Annotated in this window: 24 protein-coding genes; 11 read left to right on the forward strand and 13 right to left on the reverse strand. The window is 65.7% G+C overall.

Going from position 1 to position 23,398, the window contains the following annotated elements; genetic code table 11:
• Positions 1 to 3: 3 nt before the first annotated feature.
• On the forward strand, positions 4 to 1,581 hold the full coding sequence (locus ACOQPI_RS03925; protein ID WP_420618398.1) for a FadD3 family acyl-CoA ligase: 1,578 nt from the start codon (positions 4 to 6) through the stop codon (positions 1,579 to 1,581).
• Here ACOQPI_RS03925 and ACOQPI_RS03930 read toward each other — a convergent pair.
• Positions 1,578 to 3,020, reverse strand: coding sequence for a class I adenylate-forming enzyme family protein (locus tag ACOQPI_RS03930; RefSeq protein ID WP_420620980.1), 1,443 nt, complete (start codon positions 3,018 to 3,020; stop codon positions 1,578 to 1,580). The genes ACOQPI_RS03925 and ACOQPI_RS03930 overlap by 4 nt on opposite strands.
• Before the next feature lie 93 nt (positions 3,021 to 3,113).
• Complete coding sequence (locus tag ACOQPI_RS03935; protein ID WP_420618399.1) at positions 3,114 to 3,758, reverse strand: carboxymuconolactone decarboxylase family protein; 645 nt, start codon at positions 3,756 to 3,758, stop codon at positions 3,114 to 3,116.
• 105 nt (positions 3,759 to 3,863) lie between these two features.
• Here ACOQPI_RS03935 and ACOQPI_RS03940 point away from each other — a divergent pair, with 105 nt between their 5' ends.
• Positions 3,864 to 4,817, forward strand: a complete 954-nt coding sequence (locus tag ACOQPI_RS03940) for a TIGR03564 family F420-dependent LLM class oxidoreductase (protein ID WP_420618400.1) — start codon at positions 3,864 to 3,866, stop codon at positions 4,815 to 4,817.
• A 16-nt stretch (positions 4,818 to 4,833) separates the two neighbouring features.
• Here the strand turns inward: ACOQPI_RS03940 and ACOQPI_RS03945 are convergent, their stop codons facing one another.
• From ACOQPI_RS03945 to ACOQPI_RS03955, 3 genes are read right to left on the reverse strand one after another with little or no spacing between them, the layout of a single operon-like run.
• The gene (locus tag ACOQPI_RS03945) at positions 4,834 to 6,123 is read right to left on the reverse strand and encodes an amidohydrolase family protein (RefSeq protein WP_420618401.1); all 1,290 of its coding nucleotides are present in this window, start codon (positions 6,121 to 6,123) and stop codon (positions 4,834 to 4,836) included.
• 25 nt (positions 6,124 to 6,148) lie between these two features.
• Positions 6,149 to 7,138: an MDR family oxidoreductase gene (locus ACOQPI_RS03950; RefSeq protein ID WP_420618402.1), complete on the reverse strand. Its 990-nt coding sequence runs from the start codon at positions 7,136 to 7,138 to the stop codon at positions 6,149 to 6,151.
• Between the two features lie 25 nt (positions 7,139 to 7,163).
• Entirely contained in the window at positions 7,164 to 8,381 is a 1,218-nt protein-coding gene (locus ACOQPI_RS03955; RefSeq protein WP_420618403.1) for a CaiB/BaiF CoA transferase family protein, read from the reverse strand.
• A 63-nt stretch (positions 8,382 to 8,444) separates the two neighbouring features.
• On the opposite strand from ACOQPI_RS03955, the gene ACOQPI_RS03960 reads away from it, so the two are divergent.
• Together ACOQPI_RS03960 and ACOQPI_RS03965 are read left to right on the forward strand one after the other, a co-directional pair.
• Positions 8,445 to 9,611: a thiolase family protein gene (locus ACOQPI_RS03960; RefSeq protein ID WP_420618404.1), complete on the forward strand. Its 1,167-nt coding sequence runs from the start codon at positions 8,445 to 8,447 to the stop codon at positions 9,609 to 9,611.
• Complete coding sequence (locus ACOQPI_RS03965) at positions 9,608 to 10,030, forward strand: Zn-ribbon domain-containing OB-fold protein (RefSeq protein WP_420618405.1); 423 nt, start codon at positions 9,608 to 9,610, stop codon at positions 10,028 to 10,030. Before ACOQPI_RS03960 ends, ACOQPI_RS03965 begins: the two co-directional genes overlap by 4 nt.
• Here the strand turns inward: ACOQPI_RS03965 and ACOQPI_RS03970 are convergent, their stop codons facing one another.
• Entirely contained in the window at positions 10,031 to 10,933 is a 903-nt protein-coding gene (locus ACOQPI_RS03970; protein ID WP_420618406.1) for a cation diffusion facilitator family transporter, read from the reverse strand.
• 42 nt (positions 10,934 to 10,975) lie between these two features.
• Between ACOQPI_RS03970 and ACOQPI_RS03975 the strand changes: the two genes are divergently transcribed.
• Genes ACOQPI_RS03975 through ACOQPI_RS03990 form a run of 4 tightly spaced genes read left to right on the forward strand, consistent with a single transcriptional unit; the run spans position 10,976 to position 13,674 of the window.
• Complete coding sequence (locus tag ACOQPI_RS03975; RefSeq protein WP_420618407.1) at positions 10,976 to 11,749, forward strand: enoyl-CoA hydratase; 774 nt, start codon at positions 10,976 to 10,978, stop codon at positions 11,747 to 11,749.
• 10 nt (positions 11,750 to 11,759) lie between these two features.
• Positions 11,760 to 12,218, forward strand: a complete 459-nt coding sequence (locus ACOQPI_RS03980; protein WP_420618408.1) for a MaoC family dehydratase — start codon at positions 11,760 to 11,762, stop codon at positions 12,216 to 12,218.
• Positions 12,219 to 12,255: 37 nt separating this feature from the next.
• Positions 12,256 to 13,197: a type I methionyl aminopeptidase gene (gene map, locus ACOQPI_RS03985; protein WP_420618409.1), complete on the forward strand. Its 942-nt coding sequence runs from the start codon at positions 12,256 to 12,258 to the stop codon at positions 13,195 to 13,197.
• Positions 13,198 to 13,245: 48 nt separating this feature from the next.
• Entirely contained in the window at positions 13,246 to 13,674 is a 429-nt protein-coding gene (locus ACOQPI_RS03990; RefSeq protein ID WP_420618410.1) for a nuclear transport factor 2 family protein, read from the forward strand.
• On the opposite strand, the gene ACOQPI_RS03995 is transcribed toward ACOQPI_RS03990, so the two are convergent.
• From ACOQPI_RS03995 to ACOQPI_RS04005, 3 genes are read right to left on the reverse strand one after another with little or no spacing between them, the layout of a single operon-like run.
• Entirely contained in the window at positions 13,671 to 14,495 is an 825-nt protein-coding gene (locus ACOQPI_RS03995; protein WP_420618411.1) for a DegV family protein, read from the reverse strand. The genes ACOQPI_RS03990 and ACOQPI_RS03995 overlap by 4 nt on opposite strands.
• Positions 14,492 to 15,751, reverse strand: coding sequence for an MFS transporter (locus tag ACOQPI_RS04000; protein WP_420618412.1), 1,260 nt, complete (start codon positions 15,749 to 15,751; stop codon positions 14,492 to 14,494). Before ACOQPI_RS04000 ends, ACOQPI_RS03995 begins: the two co-directional genes overlap by 4 nt.
• Positions 15,752 to 15,788: 37 nt before the next feature.
• Positions 15,789 to 16,415, reverse strand: coding sequence for a glycerol-3-phosphate acyltransferase (locus tag ACOQPI_RS04005; protein ID WP_420618413.1), 627 nt, complete (start codon positions 16,413 to 16,415; stop codon positions 15,789 to 15,791).
• Positions 16,416 to 16,519: 104 nt separating this feature from the next.
• On the opposite strand from ACOQPI_RS04005, the gene ACOQPI_RS04010 reads away from it, so the two are divergent.
• Positions 16,520 to 17,182 carry a histidine phosphatase family protein gene (locus tag ACOQPI_RS04010; RefSeq protein ID WP_420618414.1) on the forward strand — a complete coding sequence of 221 codons (663 nt, stop codon included), beginning with the start codon at positions 16,520 to 16,522 and terminating at the stop codon, positions 17,180 to 17,182.
• A 36-nt stretch (positions 17,183 to 17,218) separates the two neighbouring features.
• On the opposite strand, the gene selD is transcribed toward ACOQPI_RS04010, so the two are convergent.
• Complete coding sequence (gene selD / locus ACOQPI_RS04015) at positions 17,219 to 18,280, reverse strand: selenide, water dikinase SelD (RefSeq protein WP_420618415.1); 1,062 nt, start codon at positions 18,278 to 18,280, stop codon at positions 17,219 to 17,221.
• A gap of 51 nt (positions 18,281 to 18,331) precedes the next feature.
• Here selD and ACOQPI_RS04020 point away from each other — a divergent pair, with 51 nt between their 5' ends.
• Both ACOQPI_RS04020 and ACOQPI_RS04025 read left to right on the forward strand, forming a co-directional pair.
• Positions 18,332 to 18,829, forward strand: a complete 498-nt coding sequence (locus tag ACOQPI_RS04020) for a nuclear transport factor 2 family protein (RefSeq protein ID WP_420618416.1) — start codon at positions 18,332 to 18,334, stop codon at positions 18,827 to 18,829.
• A gap of 176 nt (positions 18,830 to 19,005) precedes the next feature.
• Positions 19,006 to 19,389, forward strand: a complete 384-nt coding sequence (locus ACOQPI_RS04025; protein ID WP_420618417.1) for a hypothetical protein — start codon at positions 19,006 to 19,008, stop codon at positions 19,387 to 19,389.
• 10 nt (positions 19,390 to 19,399) lie between these two features.
• Here ACOQPI_RS04025 and ACOQPI_RS04030 read toward each other — a convergent pair whose 3' ends face one another.
• The 3 genes from ACOQPI_RS04030 to ACOQPI_RS04040 all read right to left on the reverse strand — a co-directional run bounded on the left by ACOQPI_RS04030 (position 19,400) and on the right by ACOQPI_RS04040 (position 23,360).
• Positions 19,400 to 21,646 (reverse strand): sensor histidine kinase, encoded by a 2,247-nt coding sequence (locus ACOQPI_RS04030; RefSeq protein WP_420618418.1) that lies wholly within the window; start codon positions 21,644 to 21,646, stop codon positions 19,400 to 19,402.
• A complete protein-coding gene (locus ACOQPI_RS04035) occupies positions 21,643 to 22,758 on the reverse strand; it encodes an ABC transporter substrate-binding protein (protein WP_420618419.1) in 1,116 nt (371 codons plus the stop codon). The genes ACOQPI_RS04030 and ACOQPI_RS04035 overlap by 4 nt, the downstream gene beginning before the upstream one ends.
• A 170-nt stretch (positions 22,759 to 22,928) precedes the next feature.
• Positions 22,929 to 23,360: an ATP-binding protein gene (locus ACOQPI_RS04040; protein WP_420618420.1), complete on the reverse strand. Its 432-nt coding sequence runs from the start codon at positions 23,358 to 23,360 to the stop codon at positions 22,929 to 22,931.
• Positions 23,361 to 23,398 lie beyond the last annotated feature (38 nt).

The following is a 23,398-nucleotide window of genomic DNA, read 5'->3' on the forward strand; positions in this document are numbered from 1 at the left end:
GGCATGAGCGCACCGGGGGAGTGGGCCAGCATCCCGCAGATGGCCCAGGTGGCTGCGGCCCGCTTTGGCGACGCCCCCGCGGTGGTAGAGGGCGACAGCTCGCTGTCCTTCGCAGAGCTGGGACAGCAGATCGACCAGGCCGCCGCGGCCATGCTGGCCGCCGGGGTGGAAGCTGGCGACCGGGTGGCGATCTGGGCCTCCAACCGCTTGGAGTGGATCATCACCGCACTGGGCCTCCAGGCGGCCGGGGCCGCGCTGTTGCCGGTGAACACCCGCTTCAAACCGGCCGAGACTGCCTACATCCTGTCCCGCAGCCGGGCCCGCCTCTTGGTAGTCGAGGCCGGATTCGCCGACATCGACCCCGCCGGCCTGTTCCGCCAAGCCGATGCCGACCTGTCGGCGTTGGAGAATGTGGTGGTTCTGCCCCCAGCCGAGGCGCACAACGTGCCCGGCGCGGTGTCGTGGGCCGATTTTCTAAGGGCAGGGGAGTCGGTAGCCCCCGAAGCGGTGGAGGCCCGGCGACAGGCGGTGGGGCCAAACCAGATCAGCGACATCTTGTTCACGTCGGGCACCACCGGCGCGCCCAAGGGCGTGATGATGACCCACGGGCAGACCCTCCGGCAGTTCTCCAACTGGTGCGACTTCGCCGATCTCCGCCGGGGCGACCGCTATCTGATCGTCAACCCCTTCTTCCACATGTTCGGCTACAAGGCCGGCTGGCTGGCCTGCCTGATGCGCGGCGCCACTGTGTATCCGGTGCCGGTGTTTGACGTCGACCAAGTGCTGAACCTGGTGGAGGCCGAACAAGTCACCGTGCTGCCCGGCCCTCCCACCGTCTACCAGTCGATTCTCGACCATCCCACCCGCCCGAGGCGGGATCTGTCCAGCCTGCGGGTGGCGGTAACCGGCGCGGCCGACATCCCGGTGGAGCTGATCCGCCGGATGCACGAGGAGCTGCCGTTCCAGCGGGTGTGTACCGGATACGGCCTCACCGAGGCCGGCACCTGCACCGGAACCCAGCCCGGCGACGACCCCGAGACCATCGCCACCACCGCGGGCCGAGCCATGCCCGACCTGGAGGTCCGGGTGGCCGACGGCGACCGGGAGGCCGCTCCCGGCGAGACCGGCGAGGTGCTGGTGCGGGGGTTCAGCGTGATGGCCGGCTACTTCGACGATCCCGTTGCAACCGCTGCGGCCATCGACGCCGACGGGTGGCTCCACACCGGTGACCTGGGCATCTTGGATCACCGGGGCTACCTGAAGATCGCCGGCCGCATCAAGGACATGTTCATCGTCGGCGGGTTCAACGCCTACCCCGCCGAGATCGAGAACATGCTGCTGGGCCATCCCGCCGTGGCCCAGGCCGCGGTGGTTGGGGTGCTCGACGAGCGATTGGGGGAAGTGGGCCGGGCGTTCATCGTGCCCCAGTCCGGTTCGGCTATCGATCCCGACGAGCTGATCGCGTGGTGCCGAGAGCGCATGGCCAACTACAAAGTGCCCCGGTCGGTGGTGCTGCGAGAGTCGTTACCGCTCAACGCCACCGGCAAGGTGATGAAAAGCGAGCTGCTGGCCGATTCCTAGCTTGGAGGCGGCCCAAACTGGAGCTTCAGCTCCCTCCGCAGGGTCTTGCCCGAGGGCAGCCGGGGCACCGTCTCCACGAAGTACACGGCGTGGAGGCGCTTGTAGCCGGCTAGCGTGTCGGCCACCAGGGCTTTCAGATCCTCTTCGGTGGCGGCAGCGCCGCCAGCCAGCTGCACCGCGGCGGTCACCGCCTCTCCGGAATCGGAATCGGGCAGCCCGAACACCGCGCAGTCGAGCACATCGGGATGGCCTAGCAACACCGCCTCCACTTCGGCGGGGGCCACCTGGAAGCCCTTCACCTTGATCATCTCCTTCACCCGGTCGGTGATGTGCAGCCACCCGTCGGGTTCCATCCAGCCGACGTCGCCGGTGCGGTACCACCCGTTTGCAAAGGCTTCGGCGTTGGCCTCCTCGGGCAAATAGCCGGCCATCATCGCCGGGCTGCGAGCCTGGATCTCGCCCACCTCGCCGGGGGCCAGCACCGCCCCGGTCTCCAAGTGGGCGATGCGGATGTCCACGTCGTGGACCGGAGGCCCGGGAGAGTCCAGACGCCACAGCTCAGGCCGGTGTACCGGATTGCTGGTAAGCACGGGCGCCTCGCTGGCCCCGTAGGCCGGCATGAACGGAACCCCGGTTCGCTCGGTCACCCGCTGGGCCACGCTCTCGGTCACCGGGGTGGCGCCCCACATGATGTAGCGCAGGGACGACAGGTCGAATTCCTCCAGGTTGGGGTGGTTGGCCATGGCTAAGGCGATGGGGGCTACCGCCATCTCCAGGGTGATGCGGTCGGCCTCGATGGCGCTCAGCATGGCTTCGAGGTCGAACCGGGGGTGGAGCCGCACCGACGAGCCGGCCCATACCGACGACAGCAGGTTGAGCAGCCCCAGGATGTGAAACGGCGGGGTGGTGATCTGAAAGCGATCCTCGGGGGTCAGGCCCAGCACTTCGCCCCAGATGACGGTGGCGGCGTTGATGCTGGCGTGGGTGTGGCGCACCGCCTTGGGCATCCCGGTGGTGCCCGAGCTGAACATCAGCACCGCCTCGGTGTGATCCCAATCCAGCTCCACGGCGGGGGCATCGGCCGGGCTGTCGGCCAGGGCGGTGACCGCGGGGTCGTCGTCCAGGTGGATCACTCGGCCTGCCAGGGAGTCGGGAAGGCGAAGATGGGTTTCACCGTCGGTGATGGCCAGCACCGGCTCGGTGAGGTCGGCGGCGTGGGCGGTTTCGGCCTGCTTCCAGGCCGAGCTGATCATCACCGCGGAGGCCCCCAGCTTCAAGATGCCGTACACCGAGGTGAAGAACTCGGGGCGGTTCGAGGCCATGACCGCTACCCGCTGGCGGGCGCCCACCCCCCGGTCGGCCAGCAGTCGGGCGAAGCCGTCGGCCTGTCGGTTGAACTCCTCGTAGGTGAGCACAAGGTCTTCGAACCGGATGGCCACCCGGTCGCCGAGCTGGTCGGCGGCCGACTCCAGCAGGCTGTGGACGCTGCTGCCTCGGGGATACTCCAAAGGCGGGAAGATCGACGACACGGATTAGACCTCGGCGTCGCCGGGGAAGCCCTTGCCCTCGAGCTCGGGATCGAGGGGCAGGTCGAAACAATTGAACGCCACCGCCAGGGTGTCGTAGGCCCCCACGGTGAACAGCAGGTCCATGATCTGGCGGGAATCGAACGCCTCAGCCAACTCGTCCCAGGTGGAATCGCACCAGCGGTGGTCGTGGTGGAGCTCGTCCACCGCCCGCAGCAGCAGGGCATCCTCAGGCGCCCACCCTTCAACAGAATCAACCGCAGTGCGGTCGATTTCCTCATCAGTCAGGCCCACTTCGAGGGCGGCGGCCGCGTGCTGGACCCACTCGTATTCGCTTCGGCGCAGCCAAGCCACCCGCAGCACCGCCAACTCGATGGCCCGCCCCGGCAGGGTGTTGAAGTACAGCAGGTGGCGGTTGAACTCCAGGAATGCCTTGGCCAGCTCGGGATAGTGGGCCATCACCGACAAGGCGTTGTTGGGCCGCCTCACCTGCTGCTTGCGGTCGGCCTTGCGCTTGTCGTAGGCCGAGCCCGCGGGGGGCCGCATGGGCTCCATGGCGGCAAAGGCCTCCGGCGTCCACTCCGGCAACGCCAGCGGGGCGATCCGCGGCTGGTTGGCAGGGTTGTCGGTGCTGTCGGCCGAGCTGTCCACCCGATCCTCCTTGGCTTTCAGCCCGGATGGTAACCGACTCTTCGAAGACCGAGATCAACGCCCATGGTGTCCGGCGTCTGGTATGAACGGGGTGGAGGAGTTGCTGTGCGCATAGGACTGATGGTGGGGCCCGAGCGGCGTCGGTACCACACCAAGATCGATCGCATGATCGAAGCGGCCCAACAGGCCGAGGATGGAGGGTTCGCGTCGGTGTGGATCCCCCAGATCCCCGACGAGTTCGACGCCATGACGGCTGCTGCGCTGATCGGGTCGGTCACCTCGACAGTGGAGGTGGGAACCGCGGTGGTGGTGGCCCAAACCCGCCACCCCATTGCGCTGTGCCAGCAGGTGCTGTCGGCGCAGCTGGCTTGCGAGGGCCGTTTCGCTTTAGGCCTGGGACCGTCGCACCACTGGATCGTGGAGGACATGCTGGGGCTGTCGTATGACCGGCCCGCAGCCCAGATCCGTTCTTATCTCGACGTATTAGACCAGGCGCTTAGCGGGCCGGGATCGGTTCGGGTCGATAATGAGCATTTTCAGATAAATAACCCATTGGACATAGCCGACCAGGCTGCCACCCCGGTGCTGTTGGCCGCCCTCGGGCCGGTGATGCTGCGGCTGGCTGGCTCTCGCACCGACGGCACCACGCTGTGGCTGGCCGACGAGCGGGCCATCGGCGAGTTCATCGCCCCTCGGATCAACCAGGCCGCCACCGATGCCGGTCGTCCCCCTCCTCGGATCGTGGCCGGAGTTCCGGTGTGTCTGTGCGCCCCCGGCGACGTGGACACCGCCAAGAGCCGGGCCGAGCGGTTGTTGGCCGAGGCCGAGGTGTCCCCCAACTATCAGCGGCTGTTGGACCGGGGTGATGCCGAGGGGGTGTCCGACATCATGGCCGTAGGGGATGAGGCTGCGGTGCTGGCCCGGCTCCGGTCGTTTGCCGACGCCGGGGTCACCGACCTGTCGGTGCGAGTAATGCCCGTGGGCGACGGCCGCGACCAACTAATCGCCTCCAGCCAGCGCACGCGGGAGTTCTTGGCCTCCCTGACTACGGAGCTCTAGATCCGCCTGATTCGGCTCAGGCCGCGGCCTCGACCTGGTTGAGGGGGTTCATGCCCGGGCAGCCCTTGGCCCGCTCAGGGATGTCGGCGTAGTCGATGGGGGTGGCCACCTCGGCCTTGGTGGGGCAGAACTGCTCGGCCAGTGGGGCCAGCGCATCCAGGTCGAACCCGTACACCTCAGCGGCGTTCGTGCTGAGGATTTGGGTGGTCTCGTCCTGGGTGAGATTGGCAAAGGTGAGCCGCAGGTGCTCCCGGGTGTAGGGATGTGACCCTTCAATGTGGGGGTAGTCGGAACCCCACATCACGCGGTCGACGCCCACTGTTCGGGTGAGCAGGGCCTCGGCCGGTCGCAGGAACGACGCCCCGATGTAGCACTGGCGGGCGAAGTACTCGCTGGGGGTGAGCGACAAGTTGGCCACCGCCTGGCTGCCGAACACCGTCTCTGAGCCGTACTTGGAGTACTTCATCCGGTGGAAGAAGCTCTCCAGCCTCTCCAGGGTCTCGGGCACCCAAGCGGTGCCGGTCTCGGTGGTCACGTACTTCAGGTTGGGATAGCGCTCGAACACCCCCGAGAACATGAGGTGCCACAGCGCCCGCTGGGTCCACCAGGTGGCCTCGAGGATGAACATGGCCAGCGACGAGGGGAAGTGGTTGCCGTAGTTGGGCGACCCGCCACCCGCATGGTGGTTGAGCGGCAAGCCGGCTGCCGCAGTGGCGGCCCAGATGGGCTCATAGGTCTGGGAGTACAGCGGTTCGAACGGAGAGTCGGGCGGAGCGCCGGGGATGAGTACGCCACCCTTCAATCCGTGCTCTGCGGCCCACTCGATCTCTTTTACCGACCCCTCCACATCGCCCAAGAACACCTGGGCGATTCCGGCGCGGCGCTCGGGCGCCTGGCTCACAAAGTCGGCCACCCACCGGTTGTGGGCCCGCAGGCCGGCCCAGCGATGCTCGAAGTTATCGCTATAGGGCGGCGCCTCGAAAGCGGTGGCCGCGGGCGGGGCAAACGGAGGCTGGGTGTTGGGGAACAGCACCTCGGCAATGAAGCCGTCGGCCTCCTGTTCAGCGAGTCGCTGGTCAGACGACCAATTGCGGAATCCCCACACCTCGGGATCGCCGTCAACCCCCACCTCCATGGGCGAGCGCTCCATGTCGGCGAACATCTCCTTGCGCCGCTCGTTGTGCCCGTCCATGTATTCGGCCCACTCGTCAAACTCCGCGTGGTAGCGGGACTCAAGATAGGGCCGATAATCCCTCAAGTCGGCGCCACAGTGGGTGTCGGCACTGATGACGATGTGATGTTCCATGGGTCTACCCCCGTTGGCCCAGAATTTAGCGGCTCACGTCGATGACCACCCTGCCGCGGATGGTGCCGGCGAGGATGGCGGCGGCGGCGGTGGGGACATCGGACAGGGCGATGGTGTCGGTCATGGCGTCGAGCTTGGCGGTGTCTAGGTCGCGGGCTAGGCGGTTCCAGGCTTGGGCTCGGCGCTCGGCGGGCTCGTAGACGCAATTGATGCCGGCCAGGGTGACGGCCCGCAGGATGAACGGGGCCACTGAGCTGGGTAAGTCCATGCCCTGGGCCAGGCCGCAGGCGGCTACGCACCCGTGGGGCTGGGTCTGCGAGATGATGTTGGCCAGGGTGTGGCTGCCCACCGTGTCGACCCCTCCGGCGAATCGTGCTTTGCCCAAAGGCCGGGCTGGGCCGGAGAGCTCGTCGCGGTGGATGAGTTCGGACGCCCCCAGATCGCGCAAGTAGTCGCCCTCGGTGTCGATGCGGCCGCTGGAGGCCACCACCTCATAGCCCAGCTGGGCGAGCACAGTCACGGCCACGCTGCCCACTCCACCGGCTGCGCCGGTTACCACAACAGGCCCGGATTCGGGGGTGATGTCGTGCTCTTCCAGTGCCAGCACGCAGAGCATGGCGGTGTAGCCGGCGGTGCCCACGGCCATGGCTTGATGCGTCGTATAGGCGTCGGGCAGGGGGGTGAGCCAGCCGCCGTCCATGGCCGCCTTGGTAGCCATGCCCCCCCAATGCGACTCGCCTACGTCCCAGCCGTTCACGATCACCTTGTCGCCCGGCGACCATGCGGAGTCGTCGCTTCGGGCCACGGTCCCGGCCAAGTCGATACCGGGAACCATGGGCCAGGTGCGCACGATGGGGGCACCGTTCACCACGGCCAGGCCGTCCTTGTAGTTGAGCGTGGAGTAGTCCACGTCCACGATCACCGGTCGGTCGGGCAGTTCGATGTCTTCCAATTCGGTTATGGCGTGGGAACGGTTGCCGTCGTCGTCTTGGCTCAGCAGTAGGGCTCTAAACACCCCGCCACTCTGTCAGACCGTCGGTCTATCCCAGAACTCCGGCGGATTGAAGGCGGTCGATTTCCTCGCCGGATAGGCCGGCAATGTCTTGCAGCACGGAATGGGTGCTGGCGCCGAGGGTTTCGGCGGGGCGCTGGTCGGTTTCGGCGCGAGAGAACTTTATGGGGAAGGCGGGGCCTAGGCGGCTGGTCGGCTCCGCGGCGTGGGGGTGTTGGAGGGGGACCAGCGCTTGGCGGTGTTGGATTTGGGGGTCGTCGGCTGCGGCATAGGCGGAGGCCACCGCTCCGGCCGGAACGCGGATTTTGTGCAGCCGGGCCACCAGCTCTTCGGTGGTCTGCTGCGCCATCCAGGTGGCCACCTCACCGCAGATCTCGGCCCGATTGTCCGCTCGAACCGGCACATTCGGGCCCAGCTCCCATAGATCGGGCCGACCCATCTCCTCGGTGAGCCGCTTGAATTGAGAGTCGGAGGTGATTACCAGGGTTACCCAGCCGTCTTGAGCCTCGAAGGTGTCCAAGATGCCTCGGGGGTCGCCGTTGCCGATGCGGTCGGGCAGACCCCGCTCGCGGTAGAGGTCCAGTGGCTCGTCCCACAGCATGGTGACCAAGCCGTCGAGCATGGCGACGTCGATGTACTGGCCTTTGCCGTCTATGTCCCGCTGGCGCAACGCAGCCACTACTCCGAGGGCGCAGAGCGCGGCGGGGAACTGGTCGCCGATGGTGGCACCGGCTTTGGTGGGGGGACCGTCGGGGAAGCCCGACTTAGCCATCAACCCCGAGCGTCCCTGGATGATGAGGTCCATCGAGGCCAGGTCGGCGTCGGGCCCATCGGGTCCGAACCCGGTGATGGAAGCATGGATCAGCCGGGGGTTCAGCTCCGAGAGCGTGTTGTAGTCCAGTCCCAGCGAGGCCATGACCCCGGGCCGAAAGTTGTCCACCAACACGTCGACATTGGCCACCAGCCGCCGAAACGCCTCTGCGCCCTCCGGATGGCCCAAGTCCAGCACCACGCTGCGCTTTCCCCGCCCCTTGCGCAAGTAGCTGATCCCGATGTCGTCGGGCCCCATGGCCTCCGACTGCTCGCCGTCAGGTCCCACCCACGGCGGAATGCGCCAGGTCACGTCCCCACCCGGCGGATCCACCCGAATCACCTCTGCCCCCAACGAAGCCAAGAACCAAGTGCAAACCGGCCCCGAAACCACCCTGGTCAGATCAACAACCCGAACCCCCTCCAACGGCTTCACGTTCCCTTGCTTACCATTTCCCCAAGTCGCAACCCATCTCTGCCGCGACTAGACATTGAGGCCGTGGCCAAACACCCGTTTCACGACGTCGCCATCGTCGGCATCGCCAACTCCGAGCAAGCCCGTGTTCTCGAAGGACACGATTCCACCACCATCACCTTTCAAGCCGTCCACCGGGTGCTGGCCGATACCGGCCTCACCCCGTGGGACATCGACGGCGTCGCCGCCGGCCCATTCAGCGGGCCGCTCACCTACTACATGCGCAATGGCCCAGCCTGGCGGAACCACATGGCCCCGTCTATCCCCATAATTTTGGACGCGGCCTCAGCCATCGCCACCGGCCAGTGCCACACCGTGCTGGTGGCCCACGGATCGGCGGGGATATACACCGAGCGGGCTTCCACGGCACCGTGGACCCGGCCGGCCAACGAGTTCGTGGTGGCCTACGGCATGTTCACCGCGGCGGAGTTCGCCCTTATCGCCCAGCGCCACATGCACATGCACGGCACCACGCCAGAGCAGCTGGCCACGGTAGCCGCCACCATCCGCAACAACGGCCACGCCCACCCCGATGCGGTATACCACGGGCGGGGGCCCTTTACTCCGGACGACATCTTGGCGTCGCGCATGGTGTCCGACCCCTTCCACCTGCTCGACTGCGCCATGACCTCCGAAGGGGCGTGCGCGCTAATCCTCACTACCCGGGAGCGGGCCCAAGACCTGCCCACCAAGCCGGTGTACATCCTGGGCGGGGCCTGTGACAGCTTCGGCCCCTCTTATCAGCACCCGCCAGCGTGGGACTTGGCCGGCCCCAGCGGCCGCAATAACGGCTACACCGGCCGGTGGGCGGCGCAGAAGTCGTTCGCCATGGGTGAACTCGGCCCCACCGATGTGGACGTGTGCGAGTTTTACGACCCGTTCTCGTTCGAGATCATCCGCCAGTTCGAGGCCTACGGGTTCTGCGAGGAGGGCGAGGGCGGCGAGTTCATCATGGACGGCCGCATTGGTCCCGGCGGGCAGTTCCCGGTGACCACCGACGGGGGGACGATGTCGTTCAGCCACGGTGGGGCGGCGGTGCAGCAGCTCCAACGGGTCATCCGGGGGGTGGAGCAGCTGAGGGGCACCTGCGTGACGTCCCAAGTGCCCGACGCCCAAGTGGCCATGTGCTCCAACGGCGGCGCCGGTGCCCTGTTCACCGACGTGATGCTGCTGGGAACGGATACGCCATGACCGAGATGCTGCAACCCCAGTCGCCGGGCATCCCCCTGCCCGTGCCCACGATTTACTCCCAGCCCTACTGGGACGGATGCCAGGTCGGCGAGCTGCGCTATCAGCGGTGCCGGGACTGCGGCGCCATCACCATGGACCCGGCCCCCGCCTGTTCGGCCTGCTTCTCGGAGAACCTTGATTGGGAGGTCAGCACCGGTCTCGGCGAGGTGTACTCCTGGACCACCGTGTGGCGCCCCCAAACCCCGGCGTTCACCGTGCCCTACGTGGCTGTGATTGTGACGCTGGACGAGGGCTTCTGGCTGTTGGCCAACGTCATCAACTGCCCCGTAGACGCCGTCCACGTCGGAATGCGGGTCAAGACCACCTTCGTCGAGTTGAGCGACGAGATAACCCTGCCCTATTTCGAGCCGGCCGACTAGCTAGCCGGAGGGCTCCAGATAGACGTGGGTGGCGGTGGGGACGGCGGCGCGCAGGCGCGACTCCACCGCGGCTACGGCTGCGGGCATTTGGTCGGCCGATAAGTGGTCGGCGAAGTCCACTTCGGCGGCCACCAGGAGTTCCTCGGGGCCGAGGTGCTGGGTGCGGATATCCACCACCCGGTCGATTTCGGGCGAATCGTCCAAGGCGGCCCGCAGACGGGCTCGGTCTTCTTCGGTGGCGCTCTCGCCGATGAGCAGGCTCTTCATCTCGATGGCCAGCACGATGGCGATGATCCCCAGCAGCACGCCGATCACCAGGGTGCCCACACCGTCCCAGCGGGGCTCGCCGGTGACCTCGGCCAACACCACAGCAATGAGTGCGAACACCAAGCCGAACATGGCACCGAGGTCTTCCAGCAGCACCACGGGCAGCTCAGGAGTGCGGGAGCGGCGGATGAACGTGCCCCAGGAGAGCTTGCCCCGCACCTTGTTGGATTCCACGATGGCGGTGCGGAACGAAAGCGACTCGACCACAATGCCGAAGATCAGAATGCCGATGGCCACCCAGAGCGATTCCAGCTCGTGGGGGTGGCGCACCTTCTCGATGCCCTCGTTGATGGCGAACAACGCGCCCAGGGTGAACAAGATGATCGACACCACGAACGACCAGAAGTACCGCTCTCTTCCGTAGCCGAAGGGATGACGGGGGGTGGGGTCCCGCTTGGACAATCGACCGCCCAAGAGCAGCAGCGCCTGGTTGCCGGTGTCGGCGCAGGAGTGGACTCCCTCGGCCAGCATGGAGGCCGACCGGGTCACGGCGAAGCCCACGAATTTGGCGATGGCGATGGCCAGGTTGGCGAAGAGCGCAGCCAATACGGCTTTGGTCCCACCTCCTGCGGCCATGCCCCAATGGGTAGCACACCGCAGGCGGGTAGTCTCAGTTCCATGTTCAGCATTGGGATCGACGGTCCGGTGGCCCGGATCACCCTGGCCAACCCGCAGCGGCGCAATGCGCTCAGCCTGGAGCTGATGCAGCGCCTCACCGAGGCACTACGCGAGCTGGGGGAGAAGACCGACGTTGGGGCGATTGTGATCGCCGCTGAGGGACCGGCGTTCTCCGCTGGTCATGACTTGTCGGAGATGGTCGACCGGGACGCCCAGTTCTATGACGATCTGTTCGAAGCCTGCACCGAGTTGATGGACGCGGTTCACGCCGTGCCCCAGCCGGTGATCGCCGAAGTGGACGGGGTGGCCACCGCCGCCGGGTGCCAATTGGTAGCGGCCTGTGACCTGGCCGTGGCCTCCTCTGAGTCGACCTTCGCCACCCCCGGCGTGCGCATCGGCCTGTTCTGCTCAACTCCGATGGTGCCCATCTCCCGGGCGGTGGGCCGCAAACGGTCGATGGAGATGCTGCTCACCGGCGAGCCCATCGACGCGGCCACTGCCGCGGAATGGGGCTTGGTGAATCGAGTAGTGCCCCCCGAGCAACTTCGGGCTGAGGTCGACAAGCTGGCCGCCCAGATCACCCGGTACAGCGACGAAACCATCGCCATCGGCAAGCAGGCGTTCTACCGCCAACTCGACTGCGGCGAGCCCGAGGCCTACGACCTCACCCGCGATGTGATGGCGGCCAACGCCTCCACCGCGGATGCCCAAGAGGGCATCGACGCCTTCTTGACCAAGCGCTCCCCATCGTGGTCGGGCCGCCAGGGCAGCTAGTTTCCTCTCAATGGGAACTGTCTTTGCCTCTGTCGATGATCTGTCCGCCGCGGTCGGCCAGCATTTGGGGTGGAGCGACTGGATGGAGATCACCCAAGAGCGGGTGAACCAATTCGCCGACGCCACCGGCGACCACCAGTGGATCCACATCGACCCCGAGCGGGCCGCCGCCGAGAGCCCGTACGGGGCCACAATCGCCCACGGCTACCTCACGCTGTCGCTCACCAACATGTTCCTGCCCAGCCTGATCACCGTGGAGCAGATCTCCATGGGCATCAACTACGGCGCTAACAAGGTGCGGTTTCCCGCCCCTGTCCCGGTGGGCTCGCGCATCCGAGTAGGCGCCGAGCTCAGCTCAGTGGACGAGATCAACGGCGGCGTCCAGGCCGTCATCACCATCACCGTGGAAGTGGAGGGCAGTCCCAAACCAGCCTGCGTAGTGGAGAGCCTCACCCGCTACATGCGCTGAGCCCGGTTGCGACGAGGGCCGGTAGAGTTAGCGGGCGATGGCGAAGCGTAAGCGGTCGCGGACTGCGACGTTGGAGCGGGTGCCGATCTCGGATCCTCCGGTGCGGCCAGGGCTGGTCGGGCCGCGGCGGCGGGTGCCTCGGGAGATCGAGCGACCTCCGTATGCCCGTACGGGGGAGCCGGGGGCTGCGACTTCGTCTGCGGTGCGCAGTTCCGAAGAGATCGAAGCCATGCGCCGAGCGGGGCAGATGGCCGCTGAGGTGCTGCTGTTCGCTGGGAAGCTGGTGGCCCCAGGGGTGACCACCGACAGCATCGACGCCGAAGTCCACGACGAGATCGTGCGCCGGGGGGCCTATCCCAGCCCGCTCAACTATCGGGGCTATCCCAAGTCGGTGTGTACGTCGATCAACGAGGTCATCTGCCACGGCATCCCCGACAGCCGAGCGCTAGCCGACGGCGACATCGTCAACATCGACGTCACCGTGTTCCTCGACGGTGTCCACGGTGACACCTCGGTGACATTCGAGGTCGGAGAGGTAGACGACCACTCCCGCTTGCTGGTTCGGGAGACCCGGGCCGCCATGTACCTGGGCATCGGAGCGGTTCGGAACGGAGCGGCGGTAAACGCCATCGGCCGGGCCATCGAAACCCATGCCCGGGCCCATCGGCTTGGGGTGGTGCGAGAGTTCATCGGCCACGGAGTGGGCACCGAGTTCCACTCCGGGTTGCAGATCCCCCACTACTACGAACGAAATCACAACACACCGCTGGAAACCGGGATGACCTTCACCATCGAGCCCATGCTCACGCTGGGTTCCCCCGACCTCTACCTGTGGGACGACCAGTGGACCGCGGTAACCGCCGACCAGCGACGCAGCGCCCAGTTCGAGCACACCTTGCTATGCCACGACGACAGGGCGGAGATCCTCACCCGCACCCCCGCCGGAGAGGGCGCGGCCGAGGTTTACGCCAAAGAGTGAGCCACCTCGGTATTCGCTGAGCGGGGATGTTCTTGCCAAGATGGGGCCATGGCACTTCCCGTTGAAGACATCCTGGCCATCCAGAAACTGGCCGCCGACTACAACCACCTGATTGACAGCGGCTCTGCGGAGGCTTGGGCCCAATTGTTCGTACCCGACGGCACGCTGGAGTTCGGCATGCCCGAAGGGGTGAAGGGCCACGAGGACTTGGTCGCGTTCGCGGCGGCGATCAACCCGGCTACCCGCCATGTGATCAGCAACCTGTCCATCGACGGACAAGGCGACGAAGCGGTGGCCAACGTGTACTTGGAGGTGTATTACACCGCTCCTCCTGGCGAGCCTCGAGAGCTGATCATTACCGGGGTGTACCGCGACGTCCTGCGCAAAGAGGATGGGCGGTGGCGCTACGTGTCCCGCCAGATGATGCCCGACTTGGGCGAACGGGCGCCCGCTCCCGACACCGTGGCCGGACTCTAATCCCAATACCAGGCCAAGCCGCGCACGCCAGTGCCGGAGTTGATCATCATCGCTTGGCCGAATTGGCTGATGAAGGCGTCGGCGGGCTGCACTTCGGCGGTGACGGCGTCGAGCAGCTCTACTGCCCGCTCGGGAACTTCGGCGTGGAGGCTTACCAAGTGGAGTTCGCCATTGCCGTCCGAGGGCCGGGTGCGCCGCCACAGGCCCAGAATGCGCTGGTGGGCGGCTTCGTCGCTGAGCGCGGGGCGCAGGCGGCCAATGGCCCCGTCTTGTATATCGAACATGGGGCGCAGCCCGAGCAGGTTTCCGGCTCGGCCCGCCAAGCCCGGTACCCGACCGCTGCGGATCAGCTGATCCAGGTTCGCCAGTGCCCCCACGAGCGTGATCCGCGTGGCGACATCCTCGGCCCTTGCCACCACCTCGTCCAGCGTCGCACCCGCTCGGGCGGCCCGGGCCGCGGCTACCGCTACCAGCGCCTGGCCGCCGGCGGCAGTTCGGCTGTCTACCACCGCCACCGGGCCGGCTGCGCTCTTGGAGGCCAGAACCGCTGATTGATTGGTGATGCTCAGGGTGGACGTCACCGTCACAACCACAACACCGTCGCCTTGGTCTTGACCGGCGATTGCCTGAACGAAAGCGCCCGGCGATGGGCCCGAGGATGAGTGGGTTTTGGCGGCCAGGATCTCCGCAGTATCGAGCTCGCCGTCGGCCACCGTTCGGCCGTCCACGGTGATCATGAGCGGGACCACTGCGATGTCCCAGGCCGTCCGCACATCCTCTGGGAGCGCCGAGGTGCTGTCGGTGACGATGCCGACGGTCACTCGCGGGCCTTTTCGGCATCGACGTCGAGAATCGGCCGGACAGTGGCGGCCGAGGCCAGCACCAGCAGGCCCGATGCCAGCAGCACCGACCGGGTGCCGGGTAGCCCGGCCCCGTTCAAGCCGTCGCCGATGGCCCCCGCCCCCAGCGCGGCCGCTCCCAGCCCAATGCGGATCACCACGTGGAAGGCCGAGAAGGCCAGCACTCGCTCCTCTTCGCGGGGAATCTGGGCTTGGAGCGCGCTCATCCCCGATGTGAGGGCCACGGTGGCCCCGGCCCCGAACCCAGCGGCGCCGAGGAAGGTCAGCCACACCGCCGGGCTCTGGCTCATCAGCGCCACCAGTGCTCCCATGACCAGTGCGCCCCGCCGAGTGAGCAGCAGCAGGTCTACATGCTGGGACTTGTGGGTGAGCACCAAGCCAATTCCTGCTCCGGCCCCGAACAACACGATGAGCACGCCGTACTCGATGTCGGAGGCGTTCAACTCTTCTTCCACCAGCTTGATGCCCAGCGAGAACAGGGCTCCCAGTCCCACTGCGGCAGCGGCAGTGGCGGGTAAAACCCTGCGCACCAGCGGCACCAGCCAGGCATCTCGCAGCCGGCTGGGGGAGACGGAGATCTCGGCTTCCGACATAACAGGGCTGTCTGGGGCCTCTTCAGCAGGGGTTCCCCGACCCTGAATCCCGAGGGCTCGGGCGATGAAAAAGGCAGAAACGCCGAAGGTGAGCGCGTCGATCCAAAACACCAGGGCGTAGGGGTGCGATCCCAGCCAGCCATCGTCGAGTGGAAGGGCGGCGAACGCGGCGAATAATCCCGCTCCAATCGGGATGTTCCCGTACGACGACCCCATCATGGCCGCGTTGGCCAGCGGCAGGTCGTCCTCGTCGACTAGGTCGGGGATGGAGGAGTCCCGTGAGGCGAGAAACACCACACTGGGGGCTTCCAGCGCTAGCGCCCACAAGTACACCCACCACAATTCCTGCACGAACGGGACCACCGCGATCATCCCGGCCCGCAGCAGGTCCATGGTGATCATGGTTCGGCGGCGATCCCATCGGTTCACCAGCTTGGCGGCCAGGGTTCCGCCCAAGGCCGCGGGAATGAGCCGGAACGCGAGGATGCCGCCCACCGCAGCGGCTGAGTCGCTCAAATGGTCCACCAGCGCCATGAGGGCGAAGGTGCCCATCCAGTCGCCGAGCGCGGACGCACTCTGTCCGACGAGAAGGCGACGGAAGTCGACCTTGGTACGAAGGCTCAAGGTTCTCGGGTCGGTAGACCGGCGAGGACTACAAGAATCAAGGGTTGGTGGGGGTAGCTCCGACCCAGCTGTCGTTGTCGAAAACCAGTCGGTGGGCGGCGGCCTTCAGGCGATTGGGGGCTGGCAGCGGCTCATTTCCCAGAACGCGCTTAATCAAAATGGGGATGATGATCACGGTAGTGGCGATGGCGGCTTGGCCGTCGGCCACCAAGAGCATGAATGGGGGCAGCGCCGGCATGGTGATGAACACCACCAGTCCGGTATGGCGCAAGATGCGGCCCAGGGCCAGCCCGCCGAGCAAGAACAGGGCCGCGGGCCAGGCGATTACCGCGAACGCCCCCAATGCCGGTGAGAGCCCCCGGCCGCCGGCACCATTGAGGAACATCGACCAGTTGTGGCCGATGACCGACACAGCTCCCGCGAATGCCATCAGGAGCCAGCGGTCTCCGGCCAAGAACGGCCCCAAGGCACCCTTTCCCACGTCGAGCAGGCCACCCACTACCAAGGGGATGAATCCAGTGACTCGGTAGAGGCCGGTGCCCGACACTGTGCCGGTGCCCACTTCGCGCAGATCCGTTCTGGCCAGCGATTGGGCAATCATGTAGGAGAAGGGAACTGCACCGGCCGCAAAGGCCACGATGAGCACCAGCGTCCCCCACATCATCAATAGAGATTCTGCCCCATGCCAGGGCTGCTTTGCCACAGGTTGGCGAAGAAGGCTCCCTTTAGGCCCGACGATGTAGTTGGGCGTGGCAATATGGGGCCGAGATGAGTCCCAGAGAACGAACCCGCCTGTTATTGATCCGCCACGGCGAATCGGAGGTAACCGTCAAGCAGATCATCGGCGGCGATCTGGCCTGCACGGGTTTGTCACCGCTGGGTCGTCGTCAGGCCGAAGCCCTTGGAGAGCGGTACATGCAGGGCTATGAGCCCAAGGTGGATGCACTGTGGGCGAGCACGCTGCCTCGGGCGATCGAGACCGCCGATCTGCTGTCTCCCTCGCTGGGCGACTTGAAGGTACATACCCATCCCGACCTTGTGGAACGCCGCCCCGGTGAGGCCGACGGCGTGGGTTATCAGGAGTTCGGCTCCCTATTTGAGTGGACCGGCGATTTCCACCCCCACTTGCCCTTGGCGCCCGGCGGGGAGAGCTTGGCTGCCTTCTCCTACCGAACTGGTCAGGCGTTGTATGAGCTGGTTGAGGGCTATCCCGGTACCACCATGATGGTGGTGTGCCATGGCGGAGTAATCGACATCGCCATGCGGCTGTTTATGGGCCTGGGGATGAATACGCAGTTCGTCCTCTGGACTCTCAACACTTCCATCACCGAGTTTGTGACCACCGATGAGCCCGGCGTGTGGCGGTTGGTGCGATACAACGACGCCGCCCATCTGGATGGACTGCCACCCCGCACCGAGCCAACCGGCTAGTCGGACCGCGACAATTCTTCCTGGTCAACTGGCTATTCAGCTCACTACCACCGCTCCGGGATCGGTGGCGGTGAGCTCTCCGATCAAGGCAGCGGTGTGGCCATTGGCCGTGAGTCGAGCAACCGCATCGGCAGCCGCGGCCGGTGGACAGCAAAACAGGAGGCCGCCGGAGGTCTGGGCGTCGGCGAGCATGGTCAAAATCCGCTGGTCGTCCGACCCTCGCACCCACGGACGCACATGGTCGAGGTTGCGAGTCGTGCCCCCGGGTGCAAATCCCTGATCCAGCAACTCCCAGGCGCTGGGAAGCACCGGCACCGTCTCGGCCTGGATCACCGCGCCGGTGCCGCTGGCCGCGGCCAGCTTCTGGAGGTGGCCGAGCAAGCCGAAGCCGGTGATGTCGGTGGCCGCAGTGGCCTTGGCTGCAAGGGCAGTCGAGGCCGCCAAGTCGTTCAGTCGGGTCATCTCGGCCACTCCTGCGGCGTAGGCTTCCGCCAACCAGCCGCCGGGTTGGATGGCCTCAGGCTCGGAGCGCTTGACCGCGGTGGCCAAGAGTCCAGTGCCCAGCGGCTTGGTCAGCACCAGCGACTGTCCCGGCTGGGCCCCGGCGTTGGTAAGCAGGCTCTCCTCCTCGGCCTCCCCGGTGACGGCTTGGCCGTACATCGGCTCAGGTCCGTCCACCGTGTGACCCCCCACCACTGCCCAGCCGCCGTCGGCGGCCGCCGCGGCCCCGCCGGCCAGCACGTCGGTGAGAACCTCCAGCGGAAGTTCCCCATGGGGCCACGCCACCAAGTTCAGTCCGAACCGGGGGGCGCCGCCCATGGCATACACATCCGAGGCCGCGTTTGTGGCCGCGATGCGCCCCCAAGTGTGGGGGTCGTCCACCACCGGCGCGAAGAAATCAGCAGTCGAGATCAGGGCGCGGCCTTCCCCGAGGCGCCACACTGCGGCGTCATCACCGGTCTCTGTGCCCACGATCAAGTCCTCGTGGGTCGGGGTTGGCAGTGTGCGCACGACCTGCGCCAACTCGGACGGTCCGAGCTTGCCGGCTCAACCGGCGCCGTGGGAGTAAGCCGTGAGCCTCCCTGTCTTCGGATTCACGTCTCCGACGCTACCGGGCCGTCGCTGGTTGAGGTGGGTTAGCTTTGCGGCGTGAATTCACACGAACAGGCAGTGCGATCGATCAAGGCGGTTATGTATGTCTATGCCGAATGCGTGGACTTGGCCCGCTTCGACGAGCTTGGTGAGCTCTTCGCCCACGGGGTGCTCACCTCCACTAGTTCGGCCGACCCCGACGACGGCATGTCGGGCGATGATGTCGCCGCGTTCTACGCGGCCACCAACAAAGTCCACGACGACGGCACACTGCGCACCCGGCATGTGGCTAGCAACGTGATGGTCGATGTGGCTGAAGACGGGCAGACTGCCACTGCCCGCTCGTACTTCGCCGTTCACCAGGGCACCGATACCCTGGCTCTTCAGCCCATCGTTGCAGGCCGCTACGAAGACGACTTCTCCCTGGTCGATGGGCAGTGGCGTTTCGCACGCCGGATGGTGATTGTCGACCAGATAGGCGATATGCGAGAGCACCTCACCTTCGACCTGTCCGAGGGAGACGTGCGCTATACCGACCATGTGGAGTCGGGATGAGCGACCAGTCGACGCGTCGGGCGCCGCCGGGTTGGTACGCCGAGCAGGGCCAACGCGGTTTTCGATATTGGGACGGCGAGACGTGGGCCGAACCGATGGGAGATCCAATTCGAATCCCGGGAGCAGGAAACGGCAATCGCGGTGTCTCGGACTACCAGAGAGCAGGGCTTGCCTTCATGGGTGCTGCAGTAGCCCTGCTGATTGCCGGGCTGCTGCTTCCCTGGGCTGAAGCCGGTTCGAACAAGCGGGGAGTGGTAGACGGCGACCTTCCGTGGCTGGTGGGCCCGGGAGGGGTGGCTGATTCCTGGCTGCTGATTCCGGTGGCCGCGGTGATGGTGTGGTCTCTGCTGGTGGCGGCGTTGTTCGGGAGCAGCCGGCAAATATGGCTGACGGCTGTGGTCGCGGGACTGGTAGTCATGGGGTTCTGCTTGGCGGAGGGTCTGGCCCTTGATGACGACCTGGATGCGTCAGGCGCCGAGGTTGGCTTGGGCTTGTTCCTGGCTTATGCCGGAGGGGCGTCAGCCGAGGTTGGCGGGGTGCTTCTCAAGCCAGCCCGATGAGGTTGACCGGCTAAGCATCGTCGTCTTCGGCGTCTTCTTCTTCAGCTTCGTCATCCTCGGCGACATCGGCGAGAGGAGTACTCTTGGCGCGAGTCAGCGGCAGTTCCACCACCATCTCGGTGAACTCGCCCGGCTCGGTGTTGACGGAGATGGTGCCGCCGTGCTCTCGGATGATGTCGTTGGACAGGGCCAACCCCAGCCCGGTGCCCTCGTTGGTGGGCTTGGTGGTGAAGAACGGGTCGAAGATCTTGGCGGCAACATCGGGTGGAATCCCGCTGCCGTTGTCTCGCACGCTGAGAATGGCGCCGTCTTCGGTGCGTTGGCTCTTCAACACCACGGTGGGGGTGTAGTCGCCCAACGTGTCTGCCTCGATCAGTTCCTTCTGCTTCTTGTTGGTGGCGTAGCCAGCGTTGGCCACAAAGTTCAAGAACACCCGACCGAGGTCTTGGGGCACAACCTCCAACTGGCCCATGTCCGGGTCGAACTCCTCCTCCAACAAGACCTGGAACTCGGGATCCTGGGCTCGGGCGCTGTGGTAGGCCAGCAGCGAATGCTCATGGATGAGATCGTTGATGTCGGTCATCTGGGTCTCGCCCCCGCCCCGGCCCATCAGCAGCATGTCTTGAACGATCCGATTGGCCCGTTTTCCGTGGGTTTGGATGCGCTCGAGGTTGTCGTTGAGGTCTTGGTTGATCTCCTCGATCAGGTCCTTGTCCTCATCGGAGAGGTTGTCGATGAGTTCCTCATAGATCTCGGCCATCTCTTCCAGCAGCTCAACCGACGCCGCAGAGAAGTTGTTGATGAAGTTGAGCGGGTTGCGGATCTCGTGGGCCACGCCGGCGGTGACCTCGCCCAGCGCGGCCAGCTTCTCTCGGGCCACGATCTGGTCTTGGGCCTGGCTGAGTTCGGCCAGCACTTCTTGCAGCTCATCGTTCCGCTCGCTCAGCTCCTGGGCAAGCTGCTCCACCAGGTTCAGCCGTTGGATTTCCAGAGCGTGGCGGCGGAACACTTCCAACGCCGATGCCATCTCGGCGATCTCGTCGCGGCCGCTTATCTCTATCTCCTCCTCCAGTTCGCCCTTGGCCAATGTCCGCATGCGATCGGAGAGCCTTCCGATGCGGCGGAGTAGCACCCGTCCGACGAACAGCCAGCTGATCAGGCCGGCACCGGCGACGCCGATGGCGCTGATGATGACGAGGAGGATCCGGGCAGTGTTGATGGTCTGCGCCGAGTTCTCGGTGGCGTCGGCGGCCCCGCTCTGGGCTGCCTGGACGATGGCGTTGACTTCGTCGAGCAGGTCGACGGCTATCTCCTGGTTCTCCGCTAGCAGCGAGTCTTGGCGTTCGGTTATCTCCAGTCGGTCGACGGCAACCTGGAAAGCGCTGTTGTCGCCGCGGCCCAAAGCCAGCAGGTTGCCGACTGCCGATCCCAGTCCGGAGACCGTCTCAGACTCGGCAATGGCCGAAAAGCTGATCAGGATGCGGTCTTCAGCGGACTCGAAGCTCTCTATCAGCGGTTCGACAAAGTCGGCTTCAGATGCGATCAGGGCGCTGCCCATAAGCTCGGAAGCTTGGGCGACATCGGCCTGCAACTCGTTGAGGTGGCGGTAGAGGAGCAGTTCATCGCCGGAGGTGCGGGTCATGGCATCTGTGGGTTCGGAGTCGAAGTTGCGGTATCCCGTTACCTGGAAGAAGAGCTGGTCGTCGATAGCGGGGATAACTATGCCCTTTACCTCGTCGTGAAGGGTGGGAATCTGGGCCTGGAGGCCTTCGATCTGCCTGCTCAAGCTGTAGAAGTGGGGCATGTCGGCTGTGATTGTGGTGATGTTCCTCTCCAGAGCGTCGGCGGCCTCGGAAATCCCCTGAACGTGGATGTTGTCGGGGTTCTGGCGCAGCAAGACCTCCAAGCGGTCTTGGAACTGCGCTTGGGCGTCGGACACTTCTGCCGAGATTTCCGAGAACTGGTCGGGCGGCGCGGTGGTGAGGCGGGGTGCGGCGGCCACCAGCGCATTGCTGAACTCGGCGAGGCCGAACGCCCCCACCAGCTCTGGCACACTCTCTTCGCTTACCCGCTTCTGGCTGCGGTCGACGTTGCTGAACGATATCCAGCTCACGATGCTGGCCACGATGGTCAATGCCACCGCCCCAAAGATCCCGGCGTAGAGCTGGCTGGAGATCCTGCGGTGGACGGCAGGCCGCTGTGCCTGGGTGGCGGAGTCGCCGGGGGCAGGTTCTCGAGCGTTGGTCACCTCGGTCACGGGCTGATGTCTCCCATAGCCGCTTCGGGCTGGTAGGCACCGTCGGCATCGATCACAGTCAGGAAAACGGCGTCGGAACCCTGGTTATCCACCGTCCGGTCGGCTTCTGGGCCGAAGTCCACCGAGAACCCGTCGATGTCGAAGGCGCCTGCCCCCAAGATGTTCTCCAGGAAGCAGTCGCGGGTGAGAGCAACGCCGCAGGCCTCCAGTCCGGCAATGGCCATCCGACCCGCGATGTAGCCCTCCAAAGAGACGAACCCCGGTTCGGTTTCGGGATCCAGGGCGGCCAGGGCTTCGGTGTAGGACGCAACCACTGGAATGGACTCATCGTGGGGAAAGGGGACAACTTGGGTGACGTATACCCCCTCGCCCCCCGACCCCAGCTCGGAGGCCAATGCGTTGCTGCCCACAAAGGAGACCGTCATGAAGATGGGGTCGAAGCCGATGTGGCGTGACCAGGAAATCAGGGCGGCAACCGGCTGATAGGCGCCGATCACGATCACAGCCTCGGGGTCGCCGAGCCGAAGGTCGAGCAGCCCTGACTTAACCGCGGTGGTGTTGCGGGGGTACACGCCGGTGGCCACGAGTTCCATCCCCCGGCGTTCCAACGCGGCCAGCGCCCCGTTATATCCGGCTCTTCCGAAAGAGTCGTCTTGGAACATCACTGCGATACGGGTGACGCCCAAATCTGTTGTCAACCGCTCGACCATCTCCTCGGTTTCCTGCGCGTAGGAGGCCCGAAGGTTGACGATGTTGTCCCAGTAGTCGCTTCGGAGGAATCCGGCACCGGTGAACGGTGCCACATAGGGTATGGACGCTTCGGCCGCCACCGGAGTGGCCGAGCGCGATGTCGGTGTCCCCACTGCGCCGATTAGTGCGAATACCCGTTCTTCTTCGATCAGAGCCTGGGTGTTCGTGATGGCAGCCTCGGGCTCGTAGGCGTCGTCTCGAGTTGTCAGCTCCAAAATGCGCCCGTGTACGCCGCCATTTCGATTGGCCTCCTCGAACGCGGCCATGATTCCCAGATTCATGTTGATGCCCAGCTCTTGGGCAGGACCGCTGAATGCGGCCGACTGTCCGAACACCACCCGGTCGTCGAAGACACCGGGCACGCCGCTGGCTACTGGTGCGCCTGGCGTTGCTTGAGGATCAGCGGGCGGGGTGGCACCGGGGGTTGTGCTACCTGAATCGCTCGATGCGCACCCCACCAGGATGAGGGCTACAGCGGCGATTGCCAGGGCAGCTTGCCGCGCACTACGCAGTTTGCTTTGTGCCGAATGCCTCACGACTCGGGATGTACGACGAGCTTGAGATAGTTGCGGTCGTCTTCCCTGCGGTACTCCAGCTCTTCACCCATGGTCCTCACCAGATAGACCCCCAGCCCTCCGATCGGCCGCTCAGCCAGAGGAAGGGTCACATCGGGCTCAGGGGCATCGGTCAGGGGGTTGAAGGGCGAGCCGTCATCGCTCAAGCGGATGGTGAGCGCGTGGTCTTGCGATTCCAGTTCGAGGTCGATCTCGGTCAGGCCGCTGGTGTCGCCGTGAGTGAGCGTGTTGAGCACCAACTCTTCCAAGATCAGGTTGGCGCGCATTGTCAGCGTTATCGGCCAATCCTCGGTTTCCGCCATCTCATTCAGAATGTCCTCGATCAGCGGCAGAACATCGGAGGGGTGGCCCTGCTCCGGAGGGTGGGAAAGGTGGAGCGATCGTTGCATTTCAGCGGCCCCTCGTGGCGGGCTGCGAGCGTGCGAGG

The organism is Candidatus Poriferisocius sp., assembly GCF_965219815.1.
GTDB lineage: Bacteria > Actinomycetota > Acidimicrobiia > Acidimicrobiales > Bin134 > Poriferisocius.

Excerpts from the sequence above, each read along its gene's own strand:
- ACOQPI_RS03980 (WP_420618408.1), top strand. The coding sequence starts at position 11,760 with ATGGGAACTGTCTTTGCCTCTGTCGATGATCTGTCCGCCGCGGTCGGC.
- ACOQPI_RS03925 (WP_420618398.1), top strand. The coding sequence starts at position 4 with ATGAGCGCACCGGGGGAGTGGGCCAGCATCCCGCAGATGGCCCAGGTG.
- ACOQPI_RS03945 (WP_420618401.1), bottom strand. The coding sequence starts at position 6,123 with ATGGAACATCACATCGTCATCAGTGCCGACACCCACTGTGGCGCCGAC.
- map (WP_420618409.1), top strand. The coding sequence starts at position 12,256 with ATGGCGAAGCGTAAGCGGTCGCGGACTGCGACGTTGGAGCGGGTGCCG.
- ACOQPI_RS04025 (WP_420618417.1), top strand. The coding sequence starts at position 19,006 with ATGGGTGCTGCAGTAGCCCTGCTGATTGCCGGGCTGCTGCTTCCCTGG.
- ACOQPI_RS04040 (WP_420618420.1), bottom strand. The coding sequence starts at position 23,360 with ATGCAACGATCGCTCCACCTTTCCCACCCTCCGGAGCAGGGCCACCCC.
- ACOQPI_RS03970 (WP_420618406.1), bottom strand. The coding sequence starts at position 10,933 with ATGGCCGCAGGAGGTGGGACCAAAGCCGTATTGGCTGCGCTCTTCGCC.
- ACOQPI_RS04005 (WP_420618413.1), bottom strand. The coding sequence starts at position 16,415 with ATGATGTGGGGGACGCTGGTGCTCATCGTGGCCTTTGCGGCCGGTGCA.
- ACOQPI_RS03990 (WP_420618410.1), top strand. The coding sequence starts at position 13,246 with ATGGCACTTCCCGTTGAAGACATCCTGGCCATCCAGAAACTGGCCGCC.
- ACOQPI_RS04010 (WP_420618414.1), top strand. The coding sequence starts at position 16,520 with ATGAGTCCCAGAGAACGAACCCGCCTGTTATTGATCCGCCACGGCGAA.
- ACOQPI_RS03975 (WP_420618407.1), top strand. The coding sequence starts at position 10,976 with ATGTTCAGCATTGGGATCGACGGTCCGGTGGCCCGGATCACCCTGGCC.
- ACOQPI_RS03965 (WP_420618405.1), top strand. The coding sequence starts at position 9,608 with ATGACCGAGATGCTGCAACCCCAGTCGCCGGGCATCCCCCTGCCCGTG.